This is a genomic window from Staphylococcus sp. AS1337, from assembly GCF_051408735.1.
Taxonomy (GTDB): domain Bacteria; phylum Bacillota; class Bacilli; order Staphylococcales; family Staphylococcaceae; genus Staphylococcus; species Staphylococcus xylosus_B.
Genome location: NZ_JBOIHZ010000003.1, coordinates 269,505 through 296,021 on the forward strand (window position 1 = coordinate 269,505; position 26,517 = coordinate 296,021).

Consider the following 26,517-nt stretch of genomic DNA (forward strand, 5'->3'; position numbering starts at 1 on the left):
TTGTATAGTGATAATTATCAGAAAATTCTAATTTTAGGAGGATTTATATTATGTCTCAAAACCCTTGGCATTTAGACACACTTTCCATTCACGGCGGTCAGGTAACAGATGACTTTTCAAAATCTCGTGCAGTTCCTATTTATCAGACTTCTAGTTATGTATTTGATAATACCGAACATGCAAGAAAGCTTTTTGCTTTAGAAGAACCTGGCAATATTTATACTAGAATAATGAACCCAACGCAAAATGTTTTTGAAGAACGTATTGCAGCACTTGAAGGTGGAATCGGAGCTCTAGCCACATCTTCAGGGCAAGCTGCAATTCATTTAGCACTCTTAAATATTGTAGAATCTGGAGATGAAATTGTCGCTTCTTCTAACTTGTATGGTGGAACTTACAATTTATTAAATGTTACCTTTAATAAATTAGGCATCAAAGTTCACTTTGTAGATCCAAGTGATCCTGAAAATTTTGTAAATGCTATTAACGATAAAACAAAAGCCGTCTATGCTGAAACTATAGGTAATCCCAAAATTGATGTGCTAGATATTGAAGCAGTCGCAAACGTTGCACATCAAAATAGCATACCTTTAATTGTGGATAATACTTTTCCAACTCCATATTTACTACGTCCTTTTGAATTTGGTGCTGACATTATTGTACATTCAGCAACTAAATTTATAGGTGGTCACGGTACTTCTATAGGTGGGGTTATTGTGGATAGTGGTAATTTCAATTGGGATAATGGTAAATTCCCAGGTCTTGTAGAACCTGATTCAAGTTATCATGGCATTTCATATGCTAAAGATGTTGGAGAAGCAGCCTATATTACAAAGGCGCGTGTACAATTATTACGTGATTTAGGTTCAGCAGTATCACCTTTCAATGTCCATGAATTTTTATTAGGATTAGAAACATTACACCTACGTTTAGAAAGACATTCTGAAAACGCCCTGCGTGTTGCACAATATTTAGAACAACATCCAAACGTAACTTGGGTGAATTATCCTGGGTTAGAAAATAATGAATATCAGCAACTTGCCCAAAAGTATCTGCCAAATGGACAAGGAGCCGTACTCACTTTTGGTGTAGATGGTTCTGTTGAAGATATTGCAAAATTTGTTGATGCATTAAGTCTATTCTCTCATTTAGCAAATGTTGGAGATTCTAAATCTTTAATTATCCATCCTGCTAGTACGACACATTTACAATTATCACCTGAAGAACAACAAGCTTCAGGCGTTGTGCCTGAACTTGTAAGATTATCAGTTGGTACTGAAAATATTGATGACATAATTAATGACCTTGAAAAAGGTTTTAAAGCATCACTTGAAAATTAACGAAGGAATTTTCTTAGTGATGCTTATGCAAAAGAATACTTTTGTGTTCCTCTGATCACTTGAAAATTAACGAAGGAATTTTCTTAGTGATGCTTATGCAAAAGAAAACTCAAAACTAGGTTAATAATAAAAAGGCTGAGGCAAATTAATTGTCTCAGCTTTAAGCATATAACAAATAAAAAAATGAATGGTGAAGTGTGATACATAGGCTCCTCCTATCCACTAATCAATAAACTCTTTTAGACTCCCTTGAACTATACCTTCACACAAACCTAAGCCTACCCTTTGCCTCCAATATGCCTTTGTTGACACTTTATATTCCATATTGAATTTATAAATTAATATTGGGTTAATAATCATATTAATCGTATAAGTTGGGGTGTTCATTTGAGTGAGAATAAAGACAAGTTAACCGTAAGTGTTATACTACTGGCTGGAAAGATACTACTTTCCTCTGGTGCTGAAGTATCAAGAGTAGAAGATACTATGCGTCGCATCGCAATTTGTATGGGCTATTATAATAGTCAAGGTTACGTAATCAACGTATTCATCAATTTTTCATTAAGCGAAGAACATGATACACGTATATTACGCATAAACAAAAATAGCACCAACTTATTAAAAATATTTCAAGTTAATTCAATTTCTAGAAAGCTTACCAGTAATCAATTATCTATTGATCAGGCTTATATCCTATTAAAAAGTGTCGATCACACTAATTTAAATATTCCATTATGGAAAAAGGTAACGGCTGCAGGAATAATTTCATTAAGTTTCCTATATTTACAAGGCGGCACCTGGTCAGATGCAATCACTACAATTATTGCCGGTTCAATTGGTTTTTTAATTGTTGAATATATGCAGAGTAAATCATTAACGATGTTTATACCTGAATTTGTAGGTTCTTTTGTGCTTGGTATGCTGGTTATATTGGGATCCGATTTATTTAATGTCAATAAAACGTTCGGTCCAGCAATGATTGCAGCTGTTATGCCAATAGTTCCAGGTGTACTAATAACAACAGCTATTCAAGATTTGTTCGGAAGACATATGTTAATGTTTACAGCCAAGTTCTTAGAAGCACTTGTAATTGCTTTTGCTATAGGGTCTGGGATTGCTATCGCTTATCTCATCTTTTAAAGGGGGAATCGTAATGACGATCCTATTTACATTTCTATGTAGTTTCAGTGCATCTTACTTTTTCAATGTGATTTATGATGCACCTAGAAAAATTTTCTTACCTGCTGGCTTGGCTGGTGCTATGGGTTATTCCATTTCTTTTATTTTAGAAAGAAATTTTCATATGGATAGTATATACACAAGTTTGCTAGGAAGTTTAACACTCGGTTTAATAGCACATATCTTAAGTCGTATTTATAAAGCGCCTGTTGTGTTATTTATGATTCCCGGTATTATACCTTTGGTTCCTGGTAGTATTGCCTTTAGAGCCACACAACAACTTGTGACGCTCAATTTTACAGATGCTACAAACACATTTATTCGTGCTATTTTGATTGCTGGCTCAATTGCTTTAGGTCTGCTATTATCTGATCAGTTATCGAAGACACTCAATATTCGTAAATTATTATTAGTCAAAAAATTTATAAAAAGGCTTAACAGTTCGTATGAGACAGAGACAGAGACAGAAACATAAATAATGTCTCTGTCTCAACTCATTATAATGGTAGTAGCTGGCTGATTCGAAAAGACCTTTAAATCATGTTTTTTCAACTCTAGTCGTCATTGCCAAGGATAGACAACGAAACCTTTTTCAGAAAAATTAAGTTTCAATCCCTCTCCAATAGACACTGAAAAACTTTCATTTATTTTTTATTCACATAATAAAGCCCTCTTAACACATTCGCATCTAAATCACTTATTCTGACTACTATCTCTTTATTTTGAATCAAGTGATGTTTTTGTGCATATGCTTCAATTCGCGCTTTATAAGGTAATGTACTTTGTGTTACACCACCTCCAAGTACGATATTATATACATTGAAGATACTATATAGGTTCATGCATAACTTTTGTGTTAAATCTATTACTTCTTCAATCATCTGTACGATTTTTTTATTTTCTCCTGCATTATACATTTCGATTGCCTCTCTAGTACTAACTTCTTTGTTAAGCATTACTCCTGCTTTCCTACTTATTGCTAATCCAGAAATTTCATTTTCAACGCAACCATATTGTTTGCAAACAGGGCATTGGTAGTCACTATTGTCTTTAATAATAGTATGACCAATCTCACCGAAATTACCATCGCTACCAGAAACTAGAGTGCCATTTCTCATGTATGCCATACCAACACCTGTACTTATAGTTAAATATATAAAATCCTCTGTCATCGATGGAACATAGCGTTGTTCTGCTAATATAGCAGCATCCGTATCATTTACAAAATATGGTTTAAATGAACTATGTTCAGTGATAAATTCACCTGCGTTAAAATTATTGTATTTTTGTAAATTAGGAGGATTTAAAAATACACCTTGAGTATAATCACACGGCCCAGGCATAGCAATATTTAGTACTGTATCATCTATATGTTCAACACTTTCTAAGTAATTCTTAGCTATATTGATTATTTCAGTAAACTGTTGTTTGGGGTTATCTACATAAGTTTCAAATTTATGACTCTCTATAATTTCTAAATCTTCGTTGATTAAACCTACAATTGTCTTTGTTCCACCTATATCTGTACAAATTTTCAACATTGTAATTACCTCCTATGATTGCATAAAAAGGCAGAGATAACTAAAGTTATCTCGCCTTTAATTTTTATACATAGCTAACTATAAATGTCATATCACCTTTAAATGTAATTTCTTCATCCTCAGTAGTCAGTATAAAATGTGTTCCTTTTTCTAAAGTAATAATTTCGTTATTTACTGTAACTTCGCCATTGCCCTCTACAATGGATACTAGACAATATGATTGTGGTTTTGTATAGGCTAAATGACCATTGATTATCCATCTTTCCACTGTAAAGAACGTATTAGATACAAATTGCGTATAATCCTGACCTTGAACCACTTCATGTTTAGCTGATTTATTCGGTGAGCTAGCAGAAAGGTCAATTACCTCTTTACTTTCTTCTAAATGAAGTTCTCTTTTATTTCCTTCTTTATCAGTTCTGTCATAATCATAAATGCGGTAAGTAGTATCAGAAGATTGTTGTGTCTCTAAGATTAAAATCCCTTCTCCTATTGCATGCACGGTACCTGCCGGCACATAGAAGAAGTCTCCTGCTTGAACTTTGACTGATTTGAATAGTGCATCGAATTGTTTGTTATCAATCATTTGATTTAACTCATTTTGACTCTGTGCATTTACGCCATAAATAATTTCTGCTCCTTCTTTTGCATCTAATATATACCAACATTCAGTCTTACCATATTCTCCTTCATACTTTTGCGCATACGTATCATCTGGATGTACTTGTACTGACAAATTATCATTTGCATCTAATATTTTAGTTAGCAACGGAAATTTATCTTCTTTAGGATTCCCAAATAATACTTTGTCTTCTGCCCAAACTTCATCTAATGTTTTACCTTTATGACGTCCATTTTCAATTATGTTTGGACCGTTCGGATGTGCTGATATCGCCCAACATTCACCAGTATGATTATTAGGTATATCATAGTTAAATGCTTTAAGTGCATTGCCTCCCCATATTCTTTCTTGAAAAACAGGTTTTAATAATAATGGCATTTATTCCTACCTCCCACTTATATTTCTTTAAGTAAATCGTAAATTTGTTGTGTTTGTGTTGCCTCAATTAACTGTTGGCGAATATTGTCGTCCATTAATGTTCTTGATAATCTTTGTAACAGTTTTAAATGTGTATCACTGCTGTCATTAGGTACTGCAATTAGAAATACAATATTAGGCAATGTGTCATCTAAACTGTCCCAGTCTATACCATGTTTATTATTCATTACAGCAACAACAGGTTGTTTCACTGCTGATGATTTTGCGTGAGGTATTGCAACATTCATTCCAATTGCTGTCGTTGCTTCTGCTTCACGTTTCAGTACAGCATCTTTCAATTCTTTTTTATCTGTAATGTAATCATTCTTATCTAGTTGATCTATGAGATCATCTATCGCTTCGTCTCTTGTATTTTTCTTATCGACTATTTTAATAACATCTTTATCAAATACATCAACTGTGTTATTTGTCTGTTCAGTTGTTTTTTCTTTATTTATATCCGTTGTAGTATTTGTTGTAGCATTGCCTTCTGACTGGTCATCTTGCTGTTCCGCTGTCATCCCAGTTGTAATACTATTAGTATCAACAGCTAATGATGGTGTATTTTTTCTTAAAAATAGCACTACACTCATCGTTACAAGGCTACCAACTATCACAGCAATAAAGAACCATAAAATCTGATCTATGCCACCTAAAACCGCTACAATCGGACCGCCATGAGCCACTCTATCGCCTACGCCACCTATTGCTGCAATAGCTGCTGCTACCATTGCCCCTATCATATTGGATGGAATAATTCTTAACGGATCTTGTGCAGCAAATGGAATAGCACCTTCTGTAATACCAAATAATCCCATAGTAAACGAAGCTTTTCCCATTTCTACTTCACCTTTATTAAATTTACGTTTATTAATAAACGTAGCTAAACCTAAACCAATAGGCGGCGTACAAACCGCTACTGCAACCATTCCCATTACAGCATAGTTACCTTCAGCGATTAGCGCTGAACCAAATAAGAAAGCAACTTTATTTACTGGTCCTCCCATATCGAATGCAATCATTGCCCCTATAATTAATGCTAAGATTACAATGTTAGTACCTTGCATGCCTTTCAACCAAGTTGTCAATGCTTCAAAGATACTCGCTATTGGTGCACCAATTAAGAATATAAATATTAATCCCACAATGAGTGATGAAATAATAGGAATTATTATAATCGGCATAATGGGTGCCATTACTTTTGGTGTTTTTACATTTTTAATCCATTTCGCAATGTAACCCGCTATAAAACCAGCAACAATACCGCCTAAAAAACCAGCTCCAGCATCACTACCGTAGAAGCTACCATCAGCAGCTATAGCGCCACCAATCATACCTGGTACAAGTCCAGGTTTGTCAGCAATACTCACTGCGATGTAGCCAGCCAATATTGGCACCATAAAACTGAAAGCTAAATTGCCTATATTTTCAACTGATTTCCAAAATGAATCATTTGGAATCTCCAAACCTTTTGAAGTTGCTTCTCCACCAATTGTCAGTGCAATCGCCATTAACAATCCACCTACAACGATGAAGGGAACCATAAACGATACACCATTCATTAAATGCTGATAAACCATCTGAATACCAGTTTTGGGTTTATCTTCTTGGCTAAGCTGACTAGCTCCATTAGTTTCATGATGGATATGAGCATCTTTATCAATAATACGTTGAATCAATACTTCCGGTTTATGAATACCTTCTCTAACACTTTCGTTAATTAATAACTTTCCATCAAATCTAGATAAATCTACTTGACGATCTGCTGCAATAATAATGCCATCTGCTTCTCTAATTTCTTTTGTTGTTAAGACATTTTCTGCACCTACGCCACCTTGTGTTTCCACCTTGATATGTACGTCCATATCTTTGGCAGCTTGCTCCAATTTTTCTTGGGCCATATACGTGTGTGCAATCCCATTTGGACACGACGTAATCGCTAAAATTTTCATATGGTTCATCCTCCTTAACTCAATTGTAAACGCATTCATTAGGTTGTAAAAAAGAATAATTGCCGTTACTAGTGGCAATTATTCTTTAATTAAATCAATAATTTTCTCTTTTAAACTTTGATCTTCAAGTACTAATAATTGGTCTACAGCATTCTCATCCAATTTAGCAATACTATGAATAATTTTCTTCATTATAGGAATGTCTTGCTCTGTAATTGCTAAGAAAAAAACAAGCTTAGCTTTATTTTGTTTCCAGATATAACCTTGCATATTTTTGAAAATAATTATATGTGATTTTAATACTTTTTCTGGGTCACCATGTGGTATACTCATCCCGTTACCAATATACGTAGAAGAAAATTTCTCTCTTTCCAATGCACTTTTCATGTAATCTTTCGTCACAGCATGAGTGTTATCCAGAATCATTTGAGCTTGTTCAAAAACATAACTTGCAACCACTTGTTCCTGTTTATCTGAGCAAACACTAAACTGAATTGAAGCTAATTCATTTTGGTGTAATACAGGATTTTGCTTATGGTGTAACGCTGAAGTAATTTTATTTTCATCCTCCTCTGAAAATAAAGGAGATACTTCTATGCAAGTTAAATCATTAGGCAGTTGTGTACCTTCAATAGAATGTGTAGAAACAAGAGCATCAATATTGCTAAAGTTATAATCATCAATATCTTCCATTTTCAATGTATCTACTATATGAATGCTGTCATCTATATTTTTAATTTTCGCTTCTAATAAACTAGAAATTCCTAACCCATAATAACAAGTGATAACAATATTAAACGAATCTTTTTTATGGCGATCTATGGAGGATTGAAAATGTAACGCCAAAAATGCAATTTCATCTTCAACTAAATTTATTTTTGCGTCTTTTGCAAGATGAGTTACTGTCTCATACAATGCATCAAACACAAAAGGATAATACTTTTTAATATCTTCTGTTAAAGGATTATTAATATAAACATTCTTTGCTATACGTAAGTAAGTTCTGCTGAAATGTGCATATAAATTGTCGCGTAGTTCTAGGTCTTCTGTAAAATCTACTCCTACATTTTTCTCCATCTGATGAATCATACGATCGATATAACTTTTAACAAAAATCCGTTCAAACCCTAAATCGTATTTATTAAAATAATAGCTAATGAAGAATGATAACAGTTGCGCAGTTTTATCTGAAAGTTGATAACCTAATTCCAAATTGATATCTGTAATACATTGTTGCGCGATTTTATAGGAGGATTTATCGACTACCCATGAATAACCGTCATCGTTATTACGTTTAAATATAATAATTAAGTGTATAAGTAATTGTTTTATTCGTATTTTAGAAGTTTGTATATGATGTGCATTTAAGTTACTTTCAATAATTTGACTAATGATATCAATATGCGCCTTAGGTATTTCATTTAGTATTACATCATCAACAGTTTTATTTTTTGAAGATAGTTGATTTAAATGTAGAATCGCATTTCTAATATTCATTTCGCTTCCGTTTACAGTGACGCCTTTTTTCTTAGTTAGATTAACAGTAATATCAAATGAATTGCACCACGACTGAACACGCGTTAAATAATCACTAACTTCTGATTTAGATAAATTAAAGTGATGTGCTAATACATCTAAAGTTGTGGGTTGTTGGTGCATTAGAATATGATAACCCAATTTTAGAAGTAATTCGTTTTCTTTGTTTGTAAAATCAGAAACGATTTCTTCTATATACTCTATACTATATAGGTCTTGGTTCACTTTGAAACCTCGACCTTTGACACTGGCAATTAACGACGACAATACTTCAACATTAATATATTTAATATCGTTTCTCACTGTTCTATTAGAGACATTTAAGTAATTTGCTATTTCATCTGCGCTTAAAAAACGATTACTGTTGTTGAGTAACAATCTAATAAGTTTGGCATGTCTTTCTAACATCACTGCACCGCGCTTTCCCTTATTTTCATTCTTTATCAAAAATGAATTAATATTTAAATTCATTGTAGCTATTACCTATTATTTAAGCAAGAAGTGGCTAATCGAAGTTCACATAATAAAAACACCAATTCAAAAGATATCATCTAATGAATTGATGTTTAAATTTATTTTACTTTTCTGATGTATGGATAGTTTCTCTAATATATTCGTAAGCTTCTTTAAGTTGTTGCATTTCTTGAACATCCAACATAATTGCAAATCTTTGAACAATACCAGAGCGATCAACTAACGTAGGTAAACTATATGCACCATCTGTTAAGTCATATTCTTTACTGATTGAAGTCAGCGGGATAATAGTACGTTGATCCAATGCAATAGTTTGTATCAAGGATGTCGTAACTTTAGAAATAGCAGCATTAGTCCAACCTTTTTGATAAAAGACGTCCATAGATACCTCATTAATGATAGATGTTATATGTGCTTTATCAATTTCTGGGCTATTACTTAGATCTTCATATTCTGTGAGCGACATACCATGAATACGCACTTTACTCCACACAGGTATTGCATGTTGTCCATGTTCTCCAATAACAAATGCCTCAACATTTTTGGGATCGATTTGATAATGATGAGCGATAATCGTCTTGAACCTTGAAGTTTCTAAAGATGTTCCCGTTCCAATAATTTTATTAGATGGATAGTTTACTTGGTTAGCAAAGTATACTATCGAATCTACAGGATTAGAAATCAAAATAATTATTGCTTCTTGTGTTACCTCGGCAACTTGGCTCATAACATTTTTTATAATGTCATGATTGCCTTGCGCTAATAAAGTACGATCACCATCATTTTTATCTGTTGGTACACTCGCAGCAATCACAATAAAATCAGCGTCTGCTAAATCTTGATAATCTCCAGCTTTAATATTGATATGCGCAGTGTTAAATAATCCTTGCGAATGATTATGATCAAGAGCTTCTCCACTTGCAATCTCATCTTTATCATCAACCAAAACAATCTCTGAAAATAAATTCAAATATTGTACATCTGTTAAAACTTGACTACCTACTCTTCCTAATCCAACAATGCCTAGTTTAGACATAAACTACACCCCTTTTTTATTACTGATATCTGTTCATAATAATTTATTTTTCATACGGAATTACATCTTTACCGTATTCTTTTTTAATGAATTTTTTCATGTCTTTAGATTGTAGAACTTTTATAAGTGCTTGATACTTTTTATCATCTTTATGTCCTTTTTTCACAGCAACGATATTCGCAAACGGTGATGACTCAGTTTCACTAATGATAGCATCTTTATGTGGCGTTAATCCATTATCTAACGCGTAGTTTGAATTCATAATAACTGCAGCGCCTTCCTTACTTTCATATGTCTTAGGTAAGAATTCTGCCCCTTGTTTATTATTAAACTTCAAATCTTTTTTATTTTCTACAATGTCTTCAAATTTTGCGTCTTCTATACTAACACCTTTTTTAATCTTTATTAATCCTTCATCTACAAAAAATGATAAGAATCTACCCTCTTCAGCTGGATTGTTAGAAACGTATATTGTTGAACCTTTAGGAATATCTTTAATATCTTTATATTTTTTACTATAAACACCCATAGGCGTAGTAAATACTTTTCCAACTTCTTCTATATCATAATTGTGGTCTTTCTTTTCTGCTTTTAAGTATGGCGTATGCTGGAAGAAATTGGCATCTACATCACCTTTATCTAATAATTTATTAGGTACTTTATAATCATTAACTGTTTTAACTTCTAAATCATATCCTTGTTTTTTCATTTCTTCTTTCGCATGTTTCAACACTTCACCGTGTGGTGCTGGTGAAGCTGCAATTGTTATTTTTTTGTCCCCATCTTTACCATTTGAATTGCCACATGCTGCAAGCACGCTCGTTAATATTAATAATGAGCCTAAAACAATTAATTTCCTCATACTTTATTTCACTCCTCATGAATTTTTTAATTTCAAACTAAATAAAAAATACTTTCTCTTAATTTTATAAGAGAAAGTATAAACCTTCTCTCATCTTTAAAAGTTCGATAACTTTTTGTGAATTAGCACCATTTCGTATAACGACGGTTGCTGGGTTTCATAGGGCACGTCCCTCCACCTCTCTTGATAAGAGTAAATCAATATGTAGTTGCAATGTTTTTATCCTAGCATTATACTCATGTTTAGTCAATTAGTTTTTAGAAAATTCTAAATAATACGTCTATTAATCCAATCCTGTTCCATGTGAAACAACAATCTCTTAAAGCTATTTACCTTTACAGAAGGACCATTGCTACATATGCAATAAAGTTATTTAATGCATGCAGTGCTATAGCAGTAGCTAAACTTCGTTGTGTTTTTAAATAGATGTATACAATACCTATAGCGATAACGAGATACATAACTATTTCTAATGGTGATTGCGCTTCTGTTACGTGTAGAGATGCAAAAACAATTACAGATAATACTGACATCACTATAAAATTCAATTTCTTTCCTAATTCACCAATTACCAAGTGTCGGAAGAGAAACTCTTCAGTAACCGGTGCAATAATTACAATAGAAAAGAACGCAAGCATCGTTGAAAATGGTGTACTAAACATTTGTTGAACCAATAAGTCATTTTGTGTTTCTTCAAATTTCCATTGTTCAGGTGCAAATGCATCAACTAATACTGGAAAAATTAATTTAAATATAAACATAACAATAAATGTAACAACAATGAGTTTCCAATATTTCTTGATATTATTGAACCCATTTTTCCACTCAGCTTTATAACTATTTTTATGTAACAACATCCATATAATCATGATAAATATAAAAACGCCAATCTCCATTAACAAAGCAGTAGAGCTCGACTCATCAATTCCATTATCTAAGTAACTACCACCAAAACTTATATTAACTGCCAACAATATGACCAAAATTATGATTGATAATATAAAATTGCTAGCTAAATAAATGATTGGCAGAAAAAAATCTTTACCGCTAATATCTTTCCATTGATATTTCTTTGCGTTTTTTAACGACATTGTAGCCCCTCCTAAAGTTTTATATACAATACACTTTTATATTGCACAATTTTTATTTTCTTTAAACATTTTACAATAATATAAATAGATAGTATAGCTAGACATTTAAACTAAATAATTTAATTTTCAATGTGTAGAAGGAAATGAAAAGTGGTATATAGAGATTAAATATACTATACATATTTTAAGGAGTTGTTGTCGATGCGTATATTGGTACTAGGTGCTGGCGGAATTGGTGGTTATTTTGGTGGTCGCTTAGCTGAGGCTGGCAAGCATGTTACATTTTTAGTACGGCCCAAACGCAAATCATATCTAGAACGAAATGGCTTATCCATTCATAGTGAAAAAGGCGATTATCATTTTAATCCACAACTCATCACAAAAGATGATCGTGTCGAACCTTTTGATATCGTGCTATTATCTTCAAAGTCTTATCATTTAGATCATGCTATTGAAGATTTAAAACCATTTATAGATCATAACACCTTAATTATTCCACTACTTAATGGCGTTGCACATGTCCCTAAATTACAAAACGCTTTTGGAAAAAATAAAATCATGGGTGGCTACTGCATTATAGAAACAACACTTGATAGTACTGGGGAGATTATTCAAACCAGTCAATTTGATAAACTCTTTTTTGGGGAATTAAACGGTACTGAAAGCAATCGTGCTAAATATGTTGAACAGGCATTTTCAGGCACAAAAGCTGAATTTATTCTACATACAAATGTCGAACAAGGCATGTGGCATAAATACTTAATGATTACTGTATTATCGGGCGTAACAACACTTATGCATGCACCTATTGGACCTATTCGTGATAGTGAAGGTGGTATAGAATTTATTAAATCCTTGTATAATGAGGCTGCTAATATTATGCGTAAACACAATGCACCTATCTCTGATCAAATTGTTTCTAAATACATGCAAGCGCTAAATCAATTATCTTATCATTTCAAAACTTCCATGCAACGCGATATGGAAAAGGGACTTAATATCGAAACTGATCATTTGCAAGGTTATTTATTAGAATTAGCAGCACATTACAATTTAGAAGCACCACTGCTTACTTGTGTTTATCAAAACCATAGCGTATATAAAGAAATGCTACAGTAAGCAACTACACATATAGGAGCGTGACAGAAACGAGTTTTTAACTTAACTTTCTGTGCACCTCCTAAATTTTTGATTATTTTTAATATCAACATTTTGTATGTGTTTTATTTAAACTTTTTGAATAACTTATATAAGAAAACAGGAGGCATTTGCCATGCAATCTAATCAACCACAACATCCATTTGATTTAGCAACTCAGCTCACACAACAGAAATCAGGCATGTATTCAGGACATACTTCCAGCGCCTATGCGAATATGGTCGGGCCATTCGGTGGTGTTATTGCATCCACATTATTACGTGCAGTTTTAGAACATGATGATATTCTAGGAGAGCCCATCTCTCTAACAATAAACTATGCTGCTCCTATACAAGAAGATAATTTTAGAATAATAGCCTATCCATCGAGAACTAATCGGTCAACACAACACTGGTATATAGAACTAAAACAAAATGATAAAACCGCTATTACTGGAACAGCAGTTACTGCTAAACGACGTGATACATGGTCGTCAACAGAACTAGCCTTTCCTGATGTTCCACCTGCAGACGAAGTAACACGTACATCATTAGAAAGCGCGCCACCATGGGCACAAAACTATGACATCAGAATGATTAAAGGTGCACCCCTAGCAATGAATCCTACTCAACAATCTGATTCCGTAACGTTACAATGGATAAAAGACACTCCTGATAGAGATTTAGATTTCTTATCTCTTACATCTATATGTGATGCATTCTTCCCACGTATCTATGTACGTCGTAAAGCATTCGTTCCCATTGGGACAGTATCACTCACTATATATTTCCATGCTAATTCCGAGACTTTAAAGAACAATGGGAGCCAACCGCTACTTGGACATACACGTGCCCTTAAATTTTTCAATGGTTTCTTCGATCAAACTGGAGAAATATGGAGTTATAACGGCAATTTATTTGCAACGACAAGTCAGTTTGTATATTACAAAGAATAAATTTTATACTTATTTGATTAACTATAATTTATATTATTAAAAATAAAGAGGTGTTTAAACTTGAAACATCCAAAAGAAATTACAATTAATACATTAAATTTTGATGATGATGGACAAATACCTAACAACCCATATTTACCTGTTTTAGTTTATCAAAACATATTTTTAGCGACTGATGATTTAAGACATATATTATCCACAAATCAATGGGGTAACACTTGGGAAGGTGGTGTTTTCTCTTATCATCATTATCACAGTAATTCACATGAAGTCTTATTGGTAATCAATGGAACCGCCCAATTAATACTAGGAGGCAAAAATGGTACTCTTATTAGTATTACTGAAGGTGATGCTTTAATATTACCGGCTGGTACTGGTCACAAACTGGTAAGTCAAAGTAATGACTTTACAGTTATGGGGGCCTATCCCCATAGTCAGTCATATGATATTTGTGTCGGCAAATTAAGCGAGCGTCCTCAAAATTTATATAATATTGAAAATGTATCCATACCTAATACAGACCCAATATTTGGTAGTCATGGTCCATTGAAGAAGCATTGGAACTAACTTTAAGTTCTTTGTTTCATTGATATTAACTATCAAACTTACACGGAGGTATTAATGTTGGTAAATAGAGATAACGTAGTAAATTATGTTACTCAAAATTACGAAGTTAAACCGGATTATCCATGGCAAAATTTTCCTCATTTTGCCACTTTAAGACATAATAAAAATTAAAAATGGTTTGGTTTAATTATGAATATTACAGAAGATAAATTAGGGCTTAAAAGTTTTGAAGAAGTTGATGTTTTGAATGTAAAAGTTGATAAAGCTTTTATTGGACCATTAACGGAAAAAAGGTATTTATAAGGCGTATCATATGAATAAAACCACTTGGATTACTATTAACTTGAGAGAAATAAGTAACCTCCATTATATAACTGATTTAATTGACGAAAGTTTTGAACTAACAGTTTAAAGTATGAGCTATACTATTATCAATAACATATGAAATAGGCCCGTGAAACTAAACTTTATATTCTTATAATGGATTAGCTCACTTATATTGTTTACCAATCATCTTCTTCCAAAAGAATAGTTAAGAGGCTGAGACAATTTATAAATAAACCGTCTCAGCCTCAATCATTATATTGCATAGCTAACTGGTAAGATGAAATCTTTTTAAATAAATTAGATTTTTGTTCCACTCATCCTAAAATATATACTATTTTATTATAATTTTTGCTACTATTCTTTTACTTCTTTTTCATTAGTACGTTTTTGTAAAATGATAGCTGAAGCTGCAACTACTAAAATTAAAATTATGACGCCAATTAGTCCAAGGAATTTCGCGATATTACCAAAGACAATACCTACAACTAAGAAGTCTGTATCTGAGAATGTCGTCGCTGCTCCCCCTAAATCTCCTAAGAAAGGTAAAAACAGTAATGGCAAGAACGTAATCAACAATCCATTTAAAGCAGATCCTGCAACTGCCCCTTTAATACCTCCTCTTGCATTACCAAAGACACCCGCAGTTGCACCTAAGAAGAAGTGTGCAACAACACCTGGAAGTATCACGACACCACCAAATAAGAATAAGATAAACATACCAATTACACCAACTATAAAGCTGACAAAGAATCCTATTAACACAGCGTTTTGTGCGTAAGGGAAGACAATCGGACAGTCTAAAGCTGGCTTTGTATTAGGTACCAATTTCTCTGAAATACCTTTAAACGCCGGTACTATTTCGGCTAAAATTAAGCGCACCCCTGTTAGTATAATAAATACACCTGCAGCAAATGTCACACCTTGTATTAGTGAAAATACAATAAAGTTTTGTCCATTGCTAATCTCACTATGTACATAAGTCGGTCCTGCAAATAATGCCGCAACAAAATACAATAATGTCATTGTTAAAGAAATACTAATCGTACTTTCTCTCAAAAAGCTTAAACCTTTCGGGAAATTAATTTCTTCTGTAGATTTTGATTTACCTTTAAATAGTTTCCCAACTTCTCCAGCTGCCCAATAACTAATCGTGCCAAAATGACCTAGAGCAACTTGGTTATTACCAGTAATTTTTTTCATTGTAGGATGCGCCAATGCGGGTAATATAGCCATTATCAATCCTAAAATAATAGCTCCAACAATTACCGTCAAAGTACCTGTAATATTGCCGACAGATAATAATATTGCTAAAAATGCTGCCATATAGAAGGTATGATGACCAGTTAAAAAAATATATTTTAAGTTAGTAATACGTGCAATAATAATATTTACAATCATACCAAATACCATTATTAGTGCTGCAGTTGTACCATACTGCTCTAACGCAATTGATATAATGGCCTCGTTATTCGGCACTACACCTTGTACACCAAATGCATGTTGAAATATTTTTCCAAATGGTTCGAGTGATTGTGTTACTACATTTGCACCTGCGCTTAACACTAAAAATCCGAGAATTGTTTTAATTGTTCCAGATGTAATATCTGTCGCCGATTTCTTCTGCATAATCAACCCGATAAATGCAATTAGTGCAACTAATATCGCTGGTTGACTCAATACATCAACAATAAAATCAAGTATTGGTTTCATTTTACTGCCCCCTTACATTTTATTTATAAGATATTCAGTTCGCTTAATTTATCATTTAATTTTTGTTGTAATTCTTCTTTATCTAAAATGTTATCTAATACAATTACATCACCTAAATTTTTAGTATTTTCCTCTAAGTCTCTACCACAAATAAATAAGTCTGCCATATCTGGACTAGCACTCATAACATCACTGTGTTCTACTTTAATATCAGATGGCGCATTTATATTTTTCAACGCTTCTTGTGCATTCATTTCCACCATAAAACTACTTCCTAAACCGTGACCACAAACTACTAAAATTTTCATTTTTCTCATTCTCCTTTAAATATATTTACTATTTCATTAATTTCTTGCGCTGCTAACAATTGATTTACTGTATCTTGATTACCTAATTTAGTTGCTAAGCTTCTTAAAATAGCCAAATGGCCATCGTTATCTACAGCACTAAGTACAAATATAAGTGATGCAAAGTGTCCCTCTTCTGAAAAATTAATATGCTCATTTAATTTTAATAAACTTAACCCAATATGTTTCACATCATCATTAGGCCTTGCGTGAGCAATTGCAATTTCAGGTGCAATAACGATATAAGGTCCTAATTCCTTCACACTGTCAATCATCGCTGTAACATAACTTGATTCAAAATAGTCTTGTATAAGTAAGGGGTTCGCAGCTATTGTTATTGCTTGTTCCCACGTTTCTACTTTATCTAGTATTTGTATCTTATCTGCAGACAGTATTTCCAAACTCATCTATATCCTCTCCTTACCGTTGGCTTACATGCTTAATGTATTGCATAATAGTTGTTATATCTCCTGAAAATATAGCTTCTCTTGCGGCTTCATCCATAATTAGTGTACTCAGTTGCCTTAACGCATTTAGATGTATTTGAGGTTGTGCTGTAGCTAAAGTAATGACAATGTATACTGGATCATATTGATCATGTGAAAAATGAACACCATTTTCATATTGGATCAAACTAAAACCCACTGATTGTTGTACATGATCATGCTTTGCATGAATCAATGCGATATGAGGGCTAATCACCATATAAGGCCCAAACGCATCTAATTGTTGGATGATATCAGTCGCATATGCTCTGTCCACTACACCATCTTTTTCTAGCATGGATACAGCTTGTTTAATCGCATCATCACGTGAAAGTACTGGCTGCTGTGTCAATATCCTCGATTGTGGTAACACCTGTTCTAGAGTTGGACCAATACCACGTAAATCATCAATGTATCGTTCTCTAGAGTGATTAATAATTTCATTTAATTGAACACGATCATTTTTATTTAAAAACGGCGAAACCCTAATCACAGGTACTGTTACTTGATTGAAAGGGACGGTAGAAATAATATAATCAACTCCCTCATGCTTTAACATACTTTCATCTATTTCATATATAGAATATGCATCAACGACTTCGAGCTCTGGATAAATATGAGCAATTCTGCTTTTTAATAACTGCGAAGTCCCTATCCCAGAACCACATAGCAATACAACTTTGATTTTATTTGTTGTCACAGTAGAAATACGCTCAATTGCTGAGGCAAAATGTAAGGTAATATAAGTTAGTTCATTATCATCAAACTCAATATTATAATTTTCTTCAATGCCCCATATATGCTTTTTTATACCTTCAATCAGTTGTTGATATTGCAGAATAATTTCTTTTTTCAAAGGATTATCATGTGTCATATCAAATTTCAACCTGTGAATTGCCGGTCTTAAATGAACAATCAAACCATTTAACAACTTACTATCTGACATTAAGTCTAACCCCAAGTCTCCGCTCATACGCTCAATCAGTTGTTCCGTTAAAATATCCAAATCGTCTATTTCACGATGATACCGATTTACTTCTGAAGTCTTTGCACCTAGCAGATGTAAAGTAATAAAGGCAGCTTCACTTTTTGGAAAATGAAGCTTAAAAATTTGTTCTAATTTCCCTTTAATTTGTAAGGCTATTTGAAATTGTTCTGTCTTTTGCAACTTCTTATATTCTTTGTCTGGAATCTCAAAAATAAAATCCTCATTCGCCCGATGAATTGCAATTAAAATGTGGTAAATTAATCCATCAATAGCACTCTGTACGAGTTGATAATTTGAATCAATCAATACCGAAGCGACACTTAAGCGAATTTGTTCTAATTCATGATTCGAAAACAAATGATGACCCATTTGATGCGTATGTGTTTGAAAATATTCACAAACCATTTCTGCATATGCTTTACGATATGCACTTTCATCACCCTTAATTAAGAACCCCTTATTCTTCTCATATTTCAACTGTAAATCGTGGTGATCTAGCCATTGCTGTACGCGTTTTAAATCTTCCACTATCGTACGTCTAGTCACCGAAACCATGTTTGCCAATACATGTGAAGCTGTAGGTGATGTAGATTCAAAGAGTTTCAAAGTAATATACAGTAATCGTTCGTCTTTAGAATAATGTATAGACGTTGACAAATATTGAGGTTCTACAGCCTTTAATTGTTCTGAAGATGTTGTGATTTTAATACCGTCATATTTGCTTCGTTGAATCGTTAAAGCTAATTTACTCGCCATATCTTCAATGTATTCAAGATCATATTGAATAGTTCTCTCTGAAACATTGAAATGTGTTGCTAAATTATTAATTTGCACAAAAGTCTCACGTTCAATAATGAACGTCAAAATATGATACTGCCTCTTGCTTAACATATTAGCAACCTCCTTACATTTATATTGTAATCGCTTTCTTTTGATTGTGGATGTGTAATCTTCTTCGCCTACTAATACGAAAAGTTGCACATCAAAAATTACATTCTGTTAACAAATTATATAATGATATTTGTATAGTCGATACATTTTTATAATAATTATTTTTAAAAATAAAAAAATGAGATTTCAGCTATTTAGCTTCCATCTCATTCAAGCATTACTTATTTTACGCTTCTCTAAGCATATTTAAAAAGCGTTGCAACTCTGTCGTTTGTGGGTAATTAAAAATTTGTTCTGGTGCTCCTGACTCACCAATAACACCATCATGGATAAACACAATTTTATTCGAAACTTCTTTAGCAAAACGCATCTCATGCGTAACTATAATCATGGTCATTCCTTCGTTTGCTAGGTCTTTAATTACACGTAATACATCGTTTACCAGCTCTGGATCTAATGCAGAGGTAGGTTCATCAAAGAGCATAACTTTTGGATTCATCGCCAAAGCTCTCGCAATCGCAACACGTTGCTGTTGTCCACCAGACAAGGCGTTAGGTCTTTGGTCTTTTACAGCTGTTAAGTCCACTTTCTCTAAAAGTGCTAGCGCTTGTTGTTGCGCCTCAGCTTTTTTCATTTTCTTAACAGTAATTAGCCCTTCCATGACATTTTCTAATGCCGTTTTATGAGGAAAGAGATTATAACTTTGAAAAACCATACCCGACTGTTTGCGTACTTTAATTTGTGATTTTTTATCTTTATTGCCATAAGTTTCACTATTGACGTAAACGGCGCCTTCTGTAGGTAATTCTAGTGCATTAATCATTCGTAACAAAGTAGTTTTACCAGAACCTGAACGTCCAATAAAGGTAACTACCTCTCCTTGATTTACCTTTAGATCAATACCTTTAATCACTTCTTTATCATTAAATGTTTTCTTTATATTTTGCAGTTCAATCATGAACGATACCCTCTTTCAAGATAAGATTCGTAAAAGTTCTGGACGATTGAAATAATAAAACATACAACCCAATACATCAGTGCAACGAGTAAATAAATTGTTAAATATTCGTAAGTCATCGATGCAACTTCTTGTGCTTTTCTAAACATTTCAGCAACAAGTATAAAACCGAGTAACGATGTGTCTTTAATTAAACTTAAGAACGTATTACCTAGTGCAGGAACTGAAACTCTTATTGCTTGTGGCAGTATAATACGTTGAATCGTTTGACGGTAATTCATACCAATTGAATACGCTGCTTCTGTCTGTCCTTTTGGAATAGACATGATGCCTCCACGAATAATTTCAGATGCATACGCCCCTACATTTAAAGACAAACCAATAATTGCTGCTATTACTGGAGCTAACGTCCATTGATTTTCTGAGTTGTTAGTTAATAATCTGCCGAGTTCAGGGATACCATAAAAGATAATGAATAATTGTACAATCATCGGTGTTCCTCTAATGATTGAAATATAAAAACGTGCAATCCCTCTAAGAATACGGCTTGTTGATATGCGCATTAATGCAGTTACTAGTGCTATAACCAATCCTAAAACAAAAGTCACTAATGTGATGGGAATTGAAAACTTCACCAATCCTTCAAGCATTGGCATAAAGGCTTGTCCAGCTGCATCTAATGCATGTTGTTGCTCTGAATTAAGGTTTAGAAACATCTTCACCAAACCATTTTTCGCTTATTTTTGCTAATTCACCATTATCTTTTAATTTTTTCATTGCTTTATTAACTTCTTTGATTGTTTCATCGTCTTCCTTCTTACTGAAAGTCAAAGCAGATTGACTCTTTTCAGCATTCCCTTCAATCACTTTTACTTTGGCATTAGGCTTTTGTTTTTTATAATCTAGGTAAGAAATATTATCGTTAAACGTACCCTCTACTCTGTTTGATTGTAATAAATCCATTGCTTGGTTGAATCCATCAACTTTTGTAAGTTCTGCACCTTTAGATTTTGCCAATTTACCATAGTTTGAAGTAAATGTTTGTGCTAATTTCTTACCTTTAACATCATCAAATGATTTGATATCTGTATTATCTTTATTTACTACTAATACACCTTTAGAATAAGTGTATGGTTCAGAGAATTTATACTTTTCTTTACGTTCATCGTTAATACCAACTTGGTTAGCTACAACATTAAATCTACCTGAATCTAATCCTGCAAACATTGAATCCCATTGAGTCTCTTTAAATTTAACTTTATAGTCCATTTCTTTAGCTACTGCTTTCACTACATCTATATCATAGCCAGTTAATTTATCATTCTTATCGTGGAACGAAAAAGGCGCATAAGTTCCTTCTGTTCCCACTACAAATGTTTTATTCTCACTAACTGATTTATTTTTACTTTCGCTATCTTTTTTACTTGAAGAGTCATTACCACATGCTGCCAGCGTCACTGCCAAAATTAAAGTAATTAACACCATTAATAATTTTTTCATTTCTCGCCCTCTATTCTTATTATTCTTATCGGATTAAAATTAGTTTATTCCTATCCCACTATTTAGTCAATAGATTTTTATCTATAAGATAATATTTTTTTAAATTTCATATAATTTAAATTTCTTGCAATTTTATCATTCTTTTTCTTTCTTAAATATTTCATTATAGAAAATACATTTCATCTTTATTTTTATTTTATAATTTCACACTCATAATAGACGTTGTTCACGTTTGAAAATAATTTTCAAAAATAAAATAACGATATTATTCTATAAAAACAATACCGATTAAAACCTTAATGTATCAATGGTTTCACTTATTTCAAATATGTGACAAAGGCCCCTTTTAATTGTCACAATTTTCGCAACTTTATTTTGTAAGCGTATACAAATGTAAAATTACATGCTAGACTTCGCTTAAATACAAACAAAAGTTTATTTTCAAACAATTGTTTAAATTTTATAAAAAGGAGGTCTCACCTATGAATAGTAATGAAAGAGAGGTTTTGAAACGCATACAAGACAATCCATTTATTTCTCAACAAGAATTAGCACTATCAATTGGTTTATCAAGACCTGCAGTAGCTAATATTATTTCAGGATTAATCCGCAAAGAATATGTCTTAGGTAAAGCCTATGTCTTAAACGAAAATTATCCTATTGTATGTATTGGTGCTGCTAACTTAGACAGAAAGTTTTACGTCCATCATACATTGCAACTAGAAACTTCCAATCCTGTAACTTCTACACGTTCTATAGGTGGTGTAGCTAGAAATATTGCAGAAAATCTTGGTCGAATGGGTGAAACCGTAGCATTTTTATCTACCAGTGGTAATGACAGTGAGTGGGACATGATACACAAATTATCAAGTCCTTTCATGAACCTAGATCATGTGCAACAAATAGAAAATGCAAACACTGGCTCTTACACTGCGCTCATAGACAATGATGGTAATATGCAATACGGCTTAGCTGATATGGAAGTTTACGACTATATCACACCCGAATTTTTAATTAAACGAACACATTTACTAGTTAAAGCCAAATGTATTATCGCAGATTTAAATTTAAGTAAACCTGCCATTGATTTTCTGTGCGCATATTCTGAGAAGCATAACATTAAACTAGTAATCATACCTGTATCATCACCAAAAATGAAACATATGCCTGATTCATTACACGCAATAGACTGGCTTATTATAAATCGAGATGAAACAGAAGCTTATTTTAATATAAAAATCCAAAACACAAATGATATGAAAAATGCTGCACAAAAATGGATAGATAATGGTGTCTCTAAAGTAATCATCACAAATGGAGTTCAAGAACTTATCTATAAAGATAAAAAAACAGAAATCATTAAACCCGTTCTCAGTTCAAATGAGGTTGTAGATGTGACAGGAGCAGGCGATTCATTTTCTAGTGCAGTGGTCTTCAGTTGGCTAAATGGTTTAGGTATAGATGACATACTAAACGCTGGCATGATAAATGCCAGAAAAACGATAGAAACAAATTACACCGTTCGTCAAAATTTAGATAAAAAACAATTATTTAGAGATTTGGAGGAGTATAAAGATGAAACAATACATTGAATTTTCACAAGAAGTACAACAAGGCATGGATAGTAATAAACCTATAGTTGCTTTAGAATCAACTATCATTTCACACGGCATGCCCTATCCACAAAATGTTGAGATGGCTAAAAATGTTGAACAAATTATTAGGAATAATGGTGCAATACCTGCAACCATCGCCTTAATTAATGGGAAAATTAAAATAGGTTTAGAACCTGAAGAACTGACATTACTAGCTAAACATGACGATGTTGCCAAAGTATCACGTCGAGATTTAGCAGAAATTATTGCTACTAAACGTATCGGTGCAACGACGGTTGCATCTACAATGATTTGCGCCGAATTAGCAGATATTCAATTCTTTGTTACTGGAGGAATTGGTGGCGTACATAGAGGTGTTGAGCAAACTATGGATATTTCAGCCGATTTAGAAGAATTAGGACAAACCAATGTCACTGTTATCTGTGCAGGAGCTAAATCGATCTTAGATTTACCAAAAACACTTGAATACCTTGAGACAAAAGGCGTACCTGTGATTGGTTATCAAACCGGGGAACTGCCTGCCTTTTTCACTCCTGAAAGCGGTATTAAATTAAACAGTTCAGCAGACTCACCTGAGACTATTGCTCAAATTTGTAAAGCTAAAAATGATTTAGATTTAAGTGGTGGTATCGTTGTTGCTAATCCTGTACCCAAAGCACATGCGTTATCTAAATCATATATTGATTGCATTATCACAGATGCTGTAAAAGAAGCGGAGGAAAAAGGAATTAGTGGAAAGGATTCCACACCATTTTTACTTGGGAAAATTGTCGAAAAATCTGAAGGTAAGAGTTTAGAAACAAATATAAAACTTGTTGAAAACAATGCAGTTCTAGGAGCTAAAATAGCTGTTGCTTTCACTCAATTGTAGGTGATTTAAATGTCCATTCTATTTTCTATTACTGGTATTCTATTCGCATTAATAATCTCTTTTATTTTTAGTTACGATAGAAAAGCCATTAAATTTAGAAAGCCTTTAACTATGTTAATCATTCAAGTAATTATTGTATTATTTATGATGAATACAACTATTGGTTTAACAACATTAACAACGCTAGGCTCATTTTTTGAATCTTTATTAGATATTAGTAAATCTGGTATCGATTTTGTATTCGGTGGTTTGCAAAATAAGGGGGCTTCTACATTTTTTATTACTGTATTACTTCCTTTAGTATTTATCTCAGTATTAATAGGTGTGTTGAATTATTTTAAAATTCTTCCTTTTATTATCAAATATATTGGCATCATCATCAATAAAGTAACTGGTATGGGGCGTTTAGAAAGTTATTTTGCTATTTCTACATCTATGTTAGGTCAGCCAGAAGTTTACTTAACTATTAAAGAAATGATTCCGAAACTATCTAAAGCTAAATTATATACAATAACTACTTCTGGTATGAGTGCAGTGAGTATGGCGATGTTAGGGTCTTATATGCAAATGCTCGAGCCTAAATTTGTTGTTACTGCTGTGATGCTTAATATTTTCAGTGCATTAATTATTGCTAGTGTAATTAATCCGTATAAATCCGATGACAAAGATGTTGAAATATCAAATTTAACGGCTAATAGCAACGTGCATGAGAACAATACTACAAAACCTAAAAAAGTACCTTTCTTTCAAATGATTGGTGATAGTGCTACAGATGGTTTTAAAATTGCTGTTAGTGTTGCTATTATGCTACTAGCATTCATTTCGCTCATGGAAGCTATCACTGTATTATTCAACTTAGTCGGGTTAGACTTTAGACAATTAATTGGTTTCATCTTTGCACCAATCGCTTTTATTATAGGAATACCTTGGCATGAAGCAGTTCAAGCTGGTTCAATTATGGCTACAAAATTGATTACTAATGAATTCGTTGCTATGCTAGATTTCCAAAAATTAGCCAATACTCTTTCACACCGTACCCAAGGTATTATCTCAGTCTATCTTGTTAGTTTCGCTAACTTTGGTACAGTTGGCATTATTGTTGGATCAATAAAAGGATTTAGTACCGAACAAGGGAATAAAGTCGCTTCATTTGCTATGCGTTTATTACTCGGTTCTACCTTAGCTTCTATCATTTCAGCATCTATGATTGGTTTAGTATTATAAAACTTATTATCGTCCAAATACTTTCATACATCATTGAAAATTAAAATATGACCATACGTCATACCCGCCAATTACCATAGTAATCAAAAAGGATTTCTCACCTAACTACTGTTACTTTACCATACGCTATGCGTATGGTTTTTTACATATAAATAATAGAAAAGCACATTTCCACTTCATTTATAGAAATGTGCTTTTTCTATTATTTATAAACTTTTCCTACAATTTTATATAAATCAATCATCTCTTGGGCAAGATCTTTAAAAGTAATAGCAGTCATCAAATGATCCTGACTGTGCACTGTCAATAATGTCATTGTTATATTTTCACCTTGCGCTTCTTTCGATAACATATTAGTTTGTATATGGTGAGCTTCAAGTATCGATGATTCAGCTTGCTCTAACTTTTGTTGTGCTTCCTTAAAATTGCCTTTCTTCGAAGCGAAAATCGCTTCCATTGCATGACTTTTCGCATCACCACTATAAGCTATAAGTGACATGGCAAATTCTAAATCTTGTTCTTGTTCAGTCATATATTCACCACCTCTAATTAGCCATTAACTGTTCTGCTATTTTTAACACATTGGCACCATTCATCGTGCCATAATCTCTCATTTCAATAACATCCACTGGTATGTTTTTATTACTACACTTTTTATTATATTCTTCTTTTTTAAAACGCACTTGAGGCCCAAGTAACAGCACATCGACAATGCCATCATCAATTTTTTGATCGGCCTCCGAAGTAGAAACCGCGAAAATATCTCTATCTAAGTTTTGACTTTCTGCTTCTTCTTGCATTTTTTGAACAAGCATACTTGTACTCATCCCTGCTGCACAAACAAGCATAATTGTTTTTTCAGCCATATAAATACCTCCTCTATTTTTATTT

General features: G+C 33.0%; 25 protein-coding genes and 1 riboswitch. Of the genes, 9 read left to right on the forward strand and 16 right to left on the reverse strand.

Annotation, left to right across the window (positions count from 1 at the left end):
* Positions 1–50 precede the first annotated feature (50 nt).
* From ACSUE0_RS06790 to ACSUE0_RS06800, 3 genes are all read left to right on the forward strand, one after another.
* The gene (locus tag ACSUE0_RS06790) at positions 51–1,340 is read left to right on the forward strand and encodes a homocysteine synthase (protein WP_119614261.1); all 1,290 of its coding nucleotides are present in this window, start codon (positions 51–53) and stop codon (positions 1,338–1,340) included.
* 387 nt (positions 1,341–1,727) lie between these two features.
* A complete protein-coding gene (locus ACSUE0_RS06795) occupies positions 1,728–2,480 on the forward strand; it encodes a threonine/serine exporter family protein (protein WP_119614262.1) in 753 nt (250 codons plus the stop codon).
* A gap of 13 nt (positions 2,481–2,493) precedes the next feature.
* On the forward strand, positions 2,494–2,994 hold the full coding sequence (locus ACSUE0_RS06800; protein ID WP_436956664.1) for a threonine/serine exporter family protein: 501 nt from the start codon (positions 2,494–2,496) through the stop codon (positions 2,992–2,994).
* A gap of 169 nt (positions 2,995–3,163) precedes the next feature.
* Here ACSUE0_RS06800 and ACSUE0_RS06805 read toward each other — a convergent pair whose 3' ends face one another.
* The 7 genes from ACSUE0_RS06805 to ACSUE0_RS06835 all read right to left on the reverse strand — a co-directional run bounded on the left by ACSUE0_RS06805 (position 3,164) and on the right by ACSUE0_RS06835 (position 12,050).
* The gene (locus ACSUE0_RS06805; protein ID WP_436956666.1) at positions 3,164–4,060 is read right to left on the reverse strand and encodes an ROK family protein; all 897 of its coding nucleotides are present in this window, start codon (positions 4,058–4,060) and stop codon (positions 3,164–3,166) included.
* A 64-nt stretch (positions 4,061–4,124) separates the two neighbouring features.
* Complete coding sequence (gene manA, locus ACSUE0_RS06810; protein ID WP_436956668.1) at positions 4,125–5,060, reverse strand: mannose-6-phosphate isomerase, class I; 936 nt, start codon at positions 5,058–5,060, stop codon at positions 4,125–4,127.
* 17 nt (positions 5,061–5,077) lie between these two features.
* On the reverse strand, positions 5,078–7,051 hold the full coding sequence (locus ACSUE0_RS06815) for a fructose-specific PTS transporter subunit EIIC (RefSeq protein ID WP_436956670.1): 1,974 nt from the start codon (positions 7,049–7,051) through the stop codon (positions 5,078–5,080).
* Between the two features lie 78 nt (positions 7,052–7,129).
* A complete protein-coding gene (locus ACSUE0_RS06820) occupies positions 7,130–9,034 on the reverse strand; it encodes a BglG family transcription antiterminator (protein ID WP_436956672.1) in 1,905 nt (634 codons plus the stop codon).
* 130 nt (positions 9,035–9,164) lie between these two features.
* A complete protein-coding gene (locus ACSUE0_RS06825) occupies positions 9,165–10,097 on the reverse strand; it encodes a lactate/malate family dehydrogenase (protein ID WP_436956674.1) in 933 nt (310 codons plus the stop codon).
* 43 nt (positions 10,098–10,140) lie between these two features.
* A complete protein-coding gene (locus tag ACSUE0_RS06830) occupies positions 10,141–10,959 on the reverse strand; it encodes a MetQ/NlpA family ABC transporter substrate-binding protein (RefSeq protein WP_436956676.1) in 819 nt (272 codons plus the stop codon).
* Positions 10,960–11,046: 87 nt separating this feature from the next.
* Positions 11,047–11,152: riboswitch (SAM riboswitch) on the reverse strand.
* 142 nt (positions 11,153–11,294) lie between these two features.
* Positions 11,295–12,050, reverse strand: coding sequence for a CPBP family intramembrane glutamic endopeptidase (locus ACSUE0_RS06835; RefSeq protein ID WP_436956678.1), 756 nt, complete (start codon positions 12,048–12,050; stop codon positions 11,295–11,297).
* Positions 12,051–12,251: 201 nt separating this feature from the next.
* Between ACSUE0_RS06835 and panE the strand changes: the two genes are divergently transcribed.
* From panE to ACSUE0_RS06850, 3 genes are all read left to right on the forward strand, one after another.
* On the forward strand, positions 12,252–13,169 hold the full coding sequence (panE, locus tag ACSUE0_RS06840; RefSeq protein ID WP_436956680.1) for a 2-dehydropantoate 2-reductase: 918 nt from the start codon (positions 12,252–12,254) through the stop codon (positions 13,167–13,169).
* A 154-nt stretch (positions 13,170–13,323) separates the two neighbouring features.
* Positions 13,324–14,142, forward strand: a complete 819-nt coding sequence (locus ACSUE0_RS06845) for a thioesterase family protein (RefSeq protein WP_119614173.1) — start codon at positions 13,324–13,326, stop codon at positions 14,140–14,142.
* A gap of 60 nt (positions 14,143–14,202) precedes the next feature.
* Positions 14,203–14,709 (forward strand): cupin domain-containing protein, encoded by a 507-nt coding sequence (locus tag ACSUE0_RS06850; protein WP_436956682.1) that lies wholly within the window; start codon positions 14,203–14,205, stop codon positions 14,707–14,709.
* Between the two features lie 681 nt (positions 14,710–15,390).
* Here ACSUE0_RS06850 and ACSUE0_RS06855 read toward each other — a convergent pair.
* The 7 genes from ACSUE0_RS06855 to ACSUE0_RS06885 form a co-directional block, all read right to left on the reverse strand.
* On the reverse strand, positions 15,391–16,746 hold the full coding sequence (locus tag ACSUE0_RS06855; RefSeq protein ID WP_436956684.1) for a PTS ascorbate transporter subunit IIC: 1,356 nt from the start codon (positions 16,744–16,746) through the stop codon (positions 15,391–15,393).
* A gap of 23 nt (positions 16,747–16,769) precedes the next feature.
* Positions 16,770–17,054 (reverse strand): PTS sugar transporter subunit IIB, encoded by a 285-nt coding sequence (locus tag ACSUE0_RS06860; protein ID WP_017723851.1) that lies wholly within the window; start codon positions 17,052–17,054, stop codon positions 16,770–16,772.
* 5 nt (positions 17,055–17,059) lie between these two features.
* Positions 17,060–17,500, reverse strand: coding sequence for a PTS sugar transporter subunit IIA (locus ACSUE0_RS06865; RefSeq protein ID WP_119614170.1), 441 nt, complete (start codon positions 17,498–17,500; stop codon positions 17,060–17,062).
* Between the two features lie 13 nt (positions 17,501–17,513).
* Positions 17,514–19,457, reverse strand: coding sequence for a BglG family transcription antiterminator (locus ACSUE0_RS06870; protein WP_119614169.1), 1,944 nt, complete (start codon positions 19,455–19,457; stop codon positions 17,514–17,516).
* Positions 19,458–19,683: 226 nt separating this feature from the next.
* Positions 19,684–20,415, reverse strand: coding sequence for an amino acid ABC transporter ATP-binding protein (locus tag ACSUE0_RS06875; protein ID WP_119614168.1), 732 nt, complete (start codon positions 20,413–20,415; stop codon positions 19,684–19,686).
* Positions 20,412–21,131: an amino acid ABC transporter permease gene (locus ACSUE0_RS06880; protein WP_436956687.1), complete on the reverse strand. Its 720-nt coding sequence runs from the start codon at positions 21,129–21,131 to the stop codon at positions 20,412–20,414. The genes ACSUE0_RS06875 and ACSUE0_RS06880 overlap by 4 nt, the downstream gene beginning before the upstream one ends.
* Positions 21,115–21,915, reverse strand: a complete 801-nt coding sequence (locus ACSUE0_RS06885) for an amino acid ABC transporter substrate-binding protein (protein ID WP_119614166.1) — start codon at positions 21,913–21,915, stop codon at positions 21,115–21,117. The genes ACSUE0_RS06880 and ACSUE0_RS06885 overlap by 17 nt, the downstream gene beginning before the upstream one ends.
* Before the next feature lie 482 nt (positions 21,916–22,397).
* Between ACSUE0_RS06885 and ACSUE0_RS06890 the strand changes: the two genes are divergently transcribed.
* The 3 genes from ACSUE0_RS06890 to ACSUE0_RS06900 are packed head-to-tail and all read left to right on the forward strand — an operon-like array spanning position 22,398 to position 25,626.
* Complete coding sequence (locus ACSUE0_RS06890; protein WP_119614165.1) at positions 22,398–23,507, forward strand: carbohydrate kinase; 1,110 nt, start codon at positions 22,398–22,400, stop codon at positions 23,505–23,507.
* Entirely contained in the window at positions 23,491–24,402 is a 912-nt protein-coding gene (locus tag ACSUE0_RS06895; protein ID WP_436956689.1) for a pseudouridine-5'-phosphate glycosidase, read from the forward strand. The genes ACSUE0_RS06890 and ACSUE0_RS06895 overlap by 17 nt, the downstream gene beginning before the upstream one ends.
* Before the next feature lie 9 nt (positions 24,403–24,411).
* Positions 24,412–25,626, forward strand: a complete 1,215-nt coding sequence (locus ACSUE0_RS06900) for a NupC/NupG family nucleoside CNT transporter (protein WP_436956691.1) — start codon at positions 24,412–24,414, stop codon at positions 25,624–25,626.
* A 202-nt stretch (positions 25,627–25,828) separates the two neighbouring features.
* Here the strand turns inward: ACSUE0_RS06900 and ACSUE0_RS06905 are convergent, their stop codons facing one another.
* Positions 25,829–26,158, reverse strand: a complete 330-nt coding sequence (locus ACSUE0_RS06905; RefSeq protein WP_436956693.1) for a PTS lactose/cellobiose transporter subunit IIA — start codon at positions 26,156–26,158, stop codon at positions 25,829–25,831.
* Between the two features lie 13 nt (positions 26,159–26,171).
* Positions 26,172–26,492: a PTS sugar transporter subunit IIB gene (locus ACSUE0_RS06910; RefSeq protein WP_119614161.1), complete on the reverse strand. Its 321-nt coding sequence runs from the start codon at positions 26,490–26,492 to the stop codon at positions 26,172–26,174.
* Positions 26,493–26,517 lie beyond the last annotated feature (25 nt).

What these genes read in the sequence shown, in the direction of transcription:
- ACSUE0_RS06790 (WP_119614261.1), top strand. Translation starts at nt 51, where the DNA reads ATGTCTCAAAACCCTTGGCATTTAGACACACTTTCCATTCACGGCGGT.
- ACSUE0_RS06800 (WP_436956664.1), top strand. Translation starts at nt 2,494, where the DNA reads ATGACGATCCTATTTACATTTCTATGTAGTTTCAGTGCATCTTACTTT.
- ACSUE0_RS06805 (WP_436956666.1), bottom strand. Translation starts at nt 4,060, where the DNA reads ATGTTGAAAATTTGTACAGATATAGGTGGAACAAAGACAATTGTAGGT.
- manA (WP_436956668.1), bottom strand. Translation starts at nt 5,060, where the DNA reads ATGCCATTATTATTAAAACCTGTTTTTCAAGAAAGAATATGGGGAGGC.
- ACSUE0_RS06815 (WP_436956670.1), bottom strand. Translation starts at nt 7,051, where the DNA reads ATGAAAATTTTAGCGATTACGTCGTGTCCAAATGGGATTGCACACACG.
- ACSUE0_RS06825 (WP_436956674.1), bottom strand. Translation starts at nt 10,097, where the DNA reads ATGTCTAAACTAGGCATTGTTGGATTAGGAAGAGTAGGTAGTCAAGTT.
- ACSUE0_RS06830 (WP_436956676.1), bottom strand. Translation starts at nt 10,959, where the DNA reads ATGAGGAAATTAATTGTTTTAGGCTCATTATTAATATTAACGAGCGTG.
- ACSUE0_RS06835 (WP_436956678.1), bottom strand. Translation starts at nt 12,050, where the DNA reads ATGTCGTTAAAAAACGCAAAGAAATATCAATGGAAAGATATTAGCGGT.
- panE (WP_436956680.1), top strand. Translation starts at nt 12,252, where the DNA reads ATGCGTATATTGGTACTAGGTGCTGGCGGAATTGGTGGTTATTTTGGT.
- ACSUE0_RS06845 (WP_119614173.1), top strand. Translation starts at nt 13,324, where the DNA reads ATGCAATCTAATCAACCACAACATCCATTTGATTTAGCAACTCAGCTC.
- ACSUE0_RS06855 (WP_436956684.1), bottom strand. Translation starts at nt 16,746, where the DNA reads ATGAAACCAATACTTGATTTTATTGTTGATGTATTGAGTCAACCAGCG.
- ACSUE0_RS06860 (WP_017723851.1), bottom strand. Translation starts at nt 17,054, where the DNA reads ATGAAAATTTTAGTAGTTTGTGGTCACGGTTTAGGAAGTAGTTTTATG.
- ACSUE0_RS06865 (WP_119614170.1), bottom strand. Translation starts at nt 17,500, where the DNA reads ATGAGTTTGGAAATACTGTCTGCAGATAAGATACAAATACTAGATAAA.
- ACSUE0_RS06870 (WP_119614169.1), bottom strand. Translation starts at nt 19,457, where the DNA reads ATGTTAAGCAAGAGGCAGTATCATATTTTGACGTTCATTATTGAACGT.
- ACSUE0_RS06875 (WP_119614168.1), bottom strand. Translation starts at nt 20,415, where the DNA reads ATGATTGAACTGCAAAATATAAAGAAAACATTTAATGATAAAGAAGTG.
- ACSUE0_RS06880 (WP_436956687.1), bottom strand. Translation starts at nt 21,131, where the DNA reads ATGTTTCTAAACCTTAATTCAGAGCAACAACATGCATTAGATGCAGCT.
- ACSUE0_RS06885 (WP_119614166.1), bottom strand. Translation starts at nt 21,915, where the DNA reads ATGAAAAAATTATTAATGGTGTTAATTACTTTAATTTTGGCAGTGACG.
- ACSUE0_RS06890 (WP_119614165.1), top strand. Translation starts at nt 22,398, where the DNA reads ATGAATAGTAATGAAAGAGAGGTTTTGAAACGCATACAAGACAATCCA.
- ACSUE0_RS06895 (WP_436956689.1), top strand. Translation starts at nt 23,491, where the DNA reads ATGAAACAATACATTGAATTTTCACAAGAAGTACAACAAGGCATGGAT.
- ACSUE0_RS06900 (WP_436956691.1), top strand. Translation starts at nt 24,412, where the DNA reads ATGTCCATTCTATTTTCTATTACTGGTATTCTATTCGCATTAATAATC.
- ACSUE0_RS06905 (WP_436956693.1), bottom strand. Translation starts at nt 26,158, where the DNA reads ATGACTGAACAAGAACAAGATTTAGAATTTGCCATGTCACTTATAGCT.
- ACSUE0_RS06910 (WP_119614161.1), bottom strand. Translation starts at nt 26,492, where the DNA reads ATGGCTGAAAAAACAATTATGCTTGTTTGTGCAGCAGGGATGAGTACA.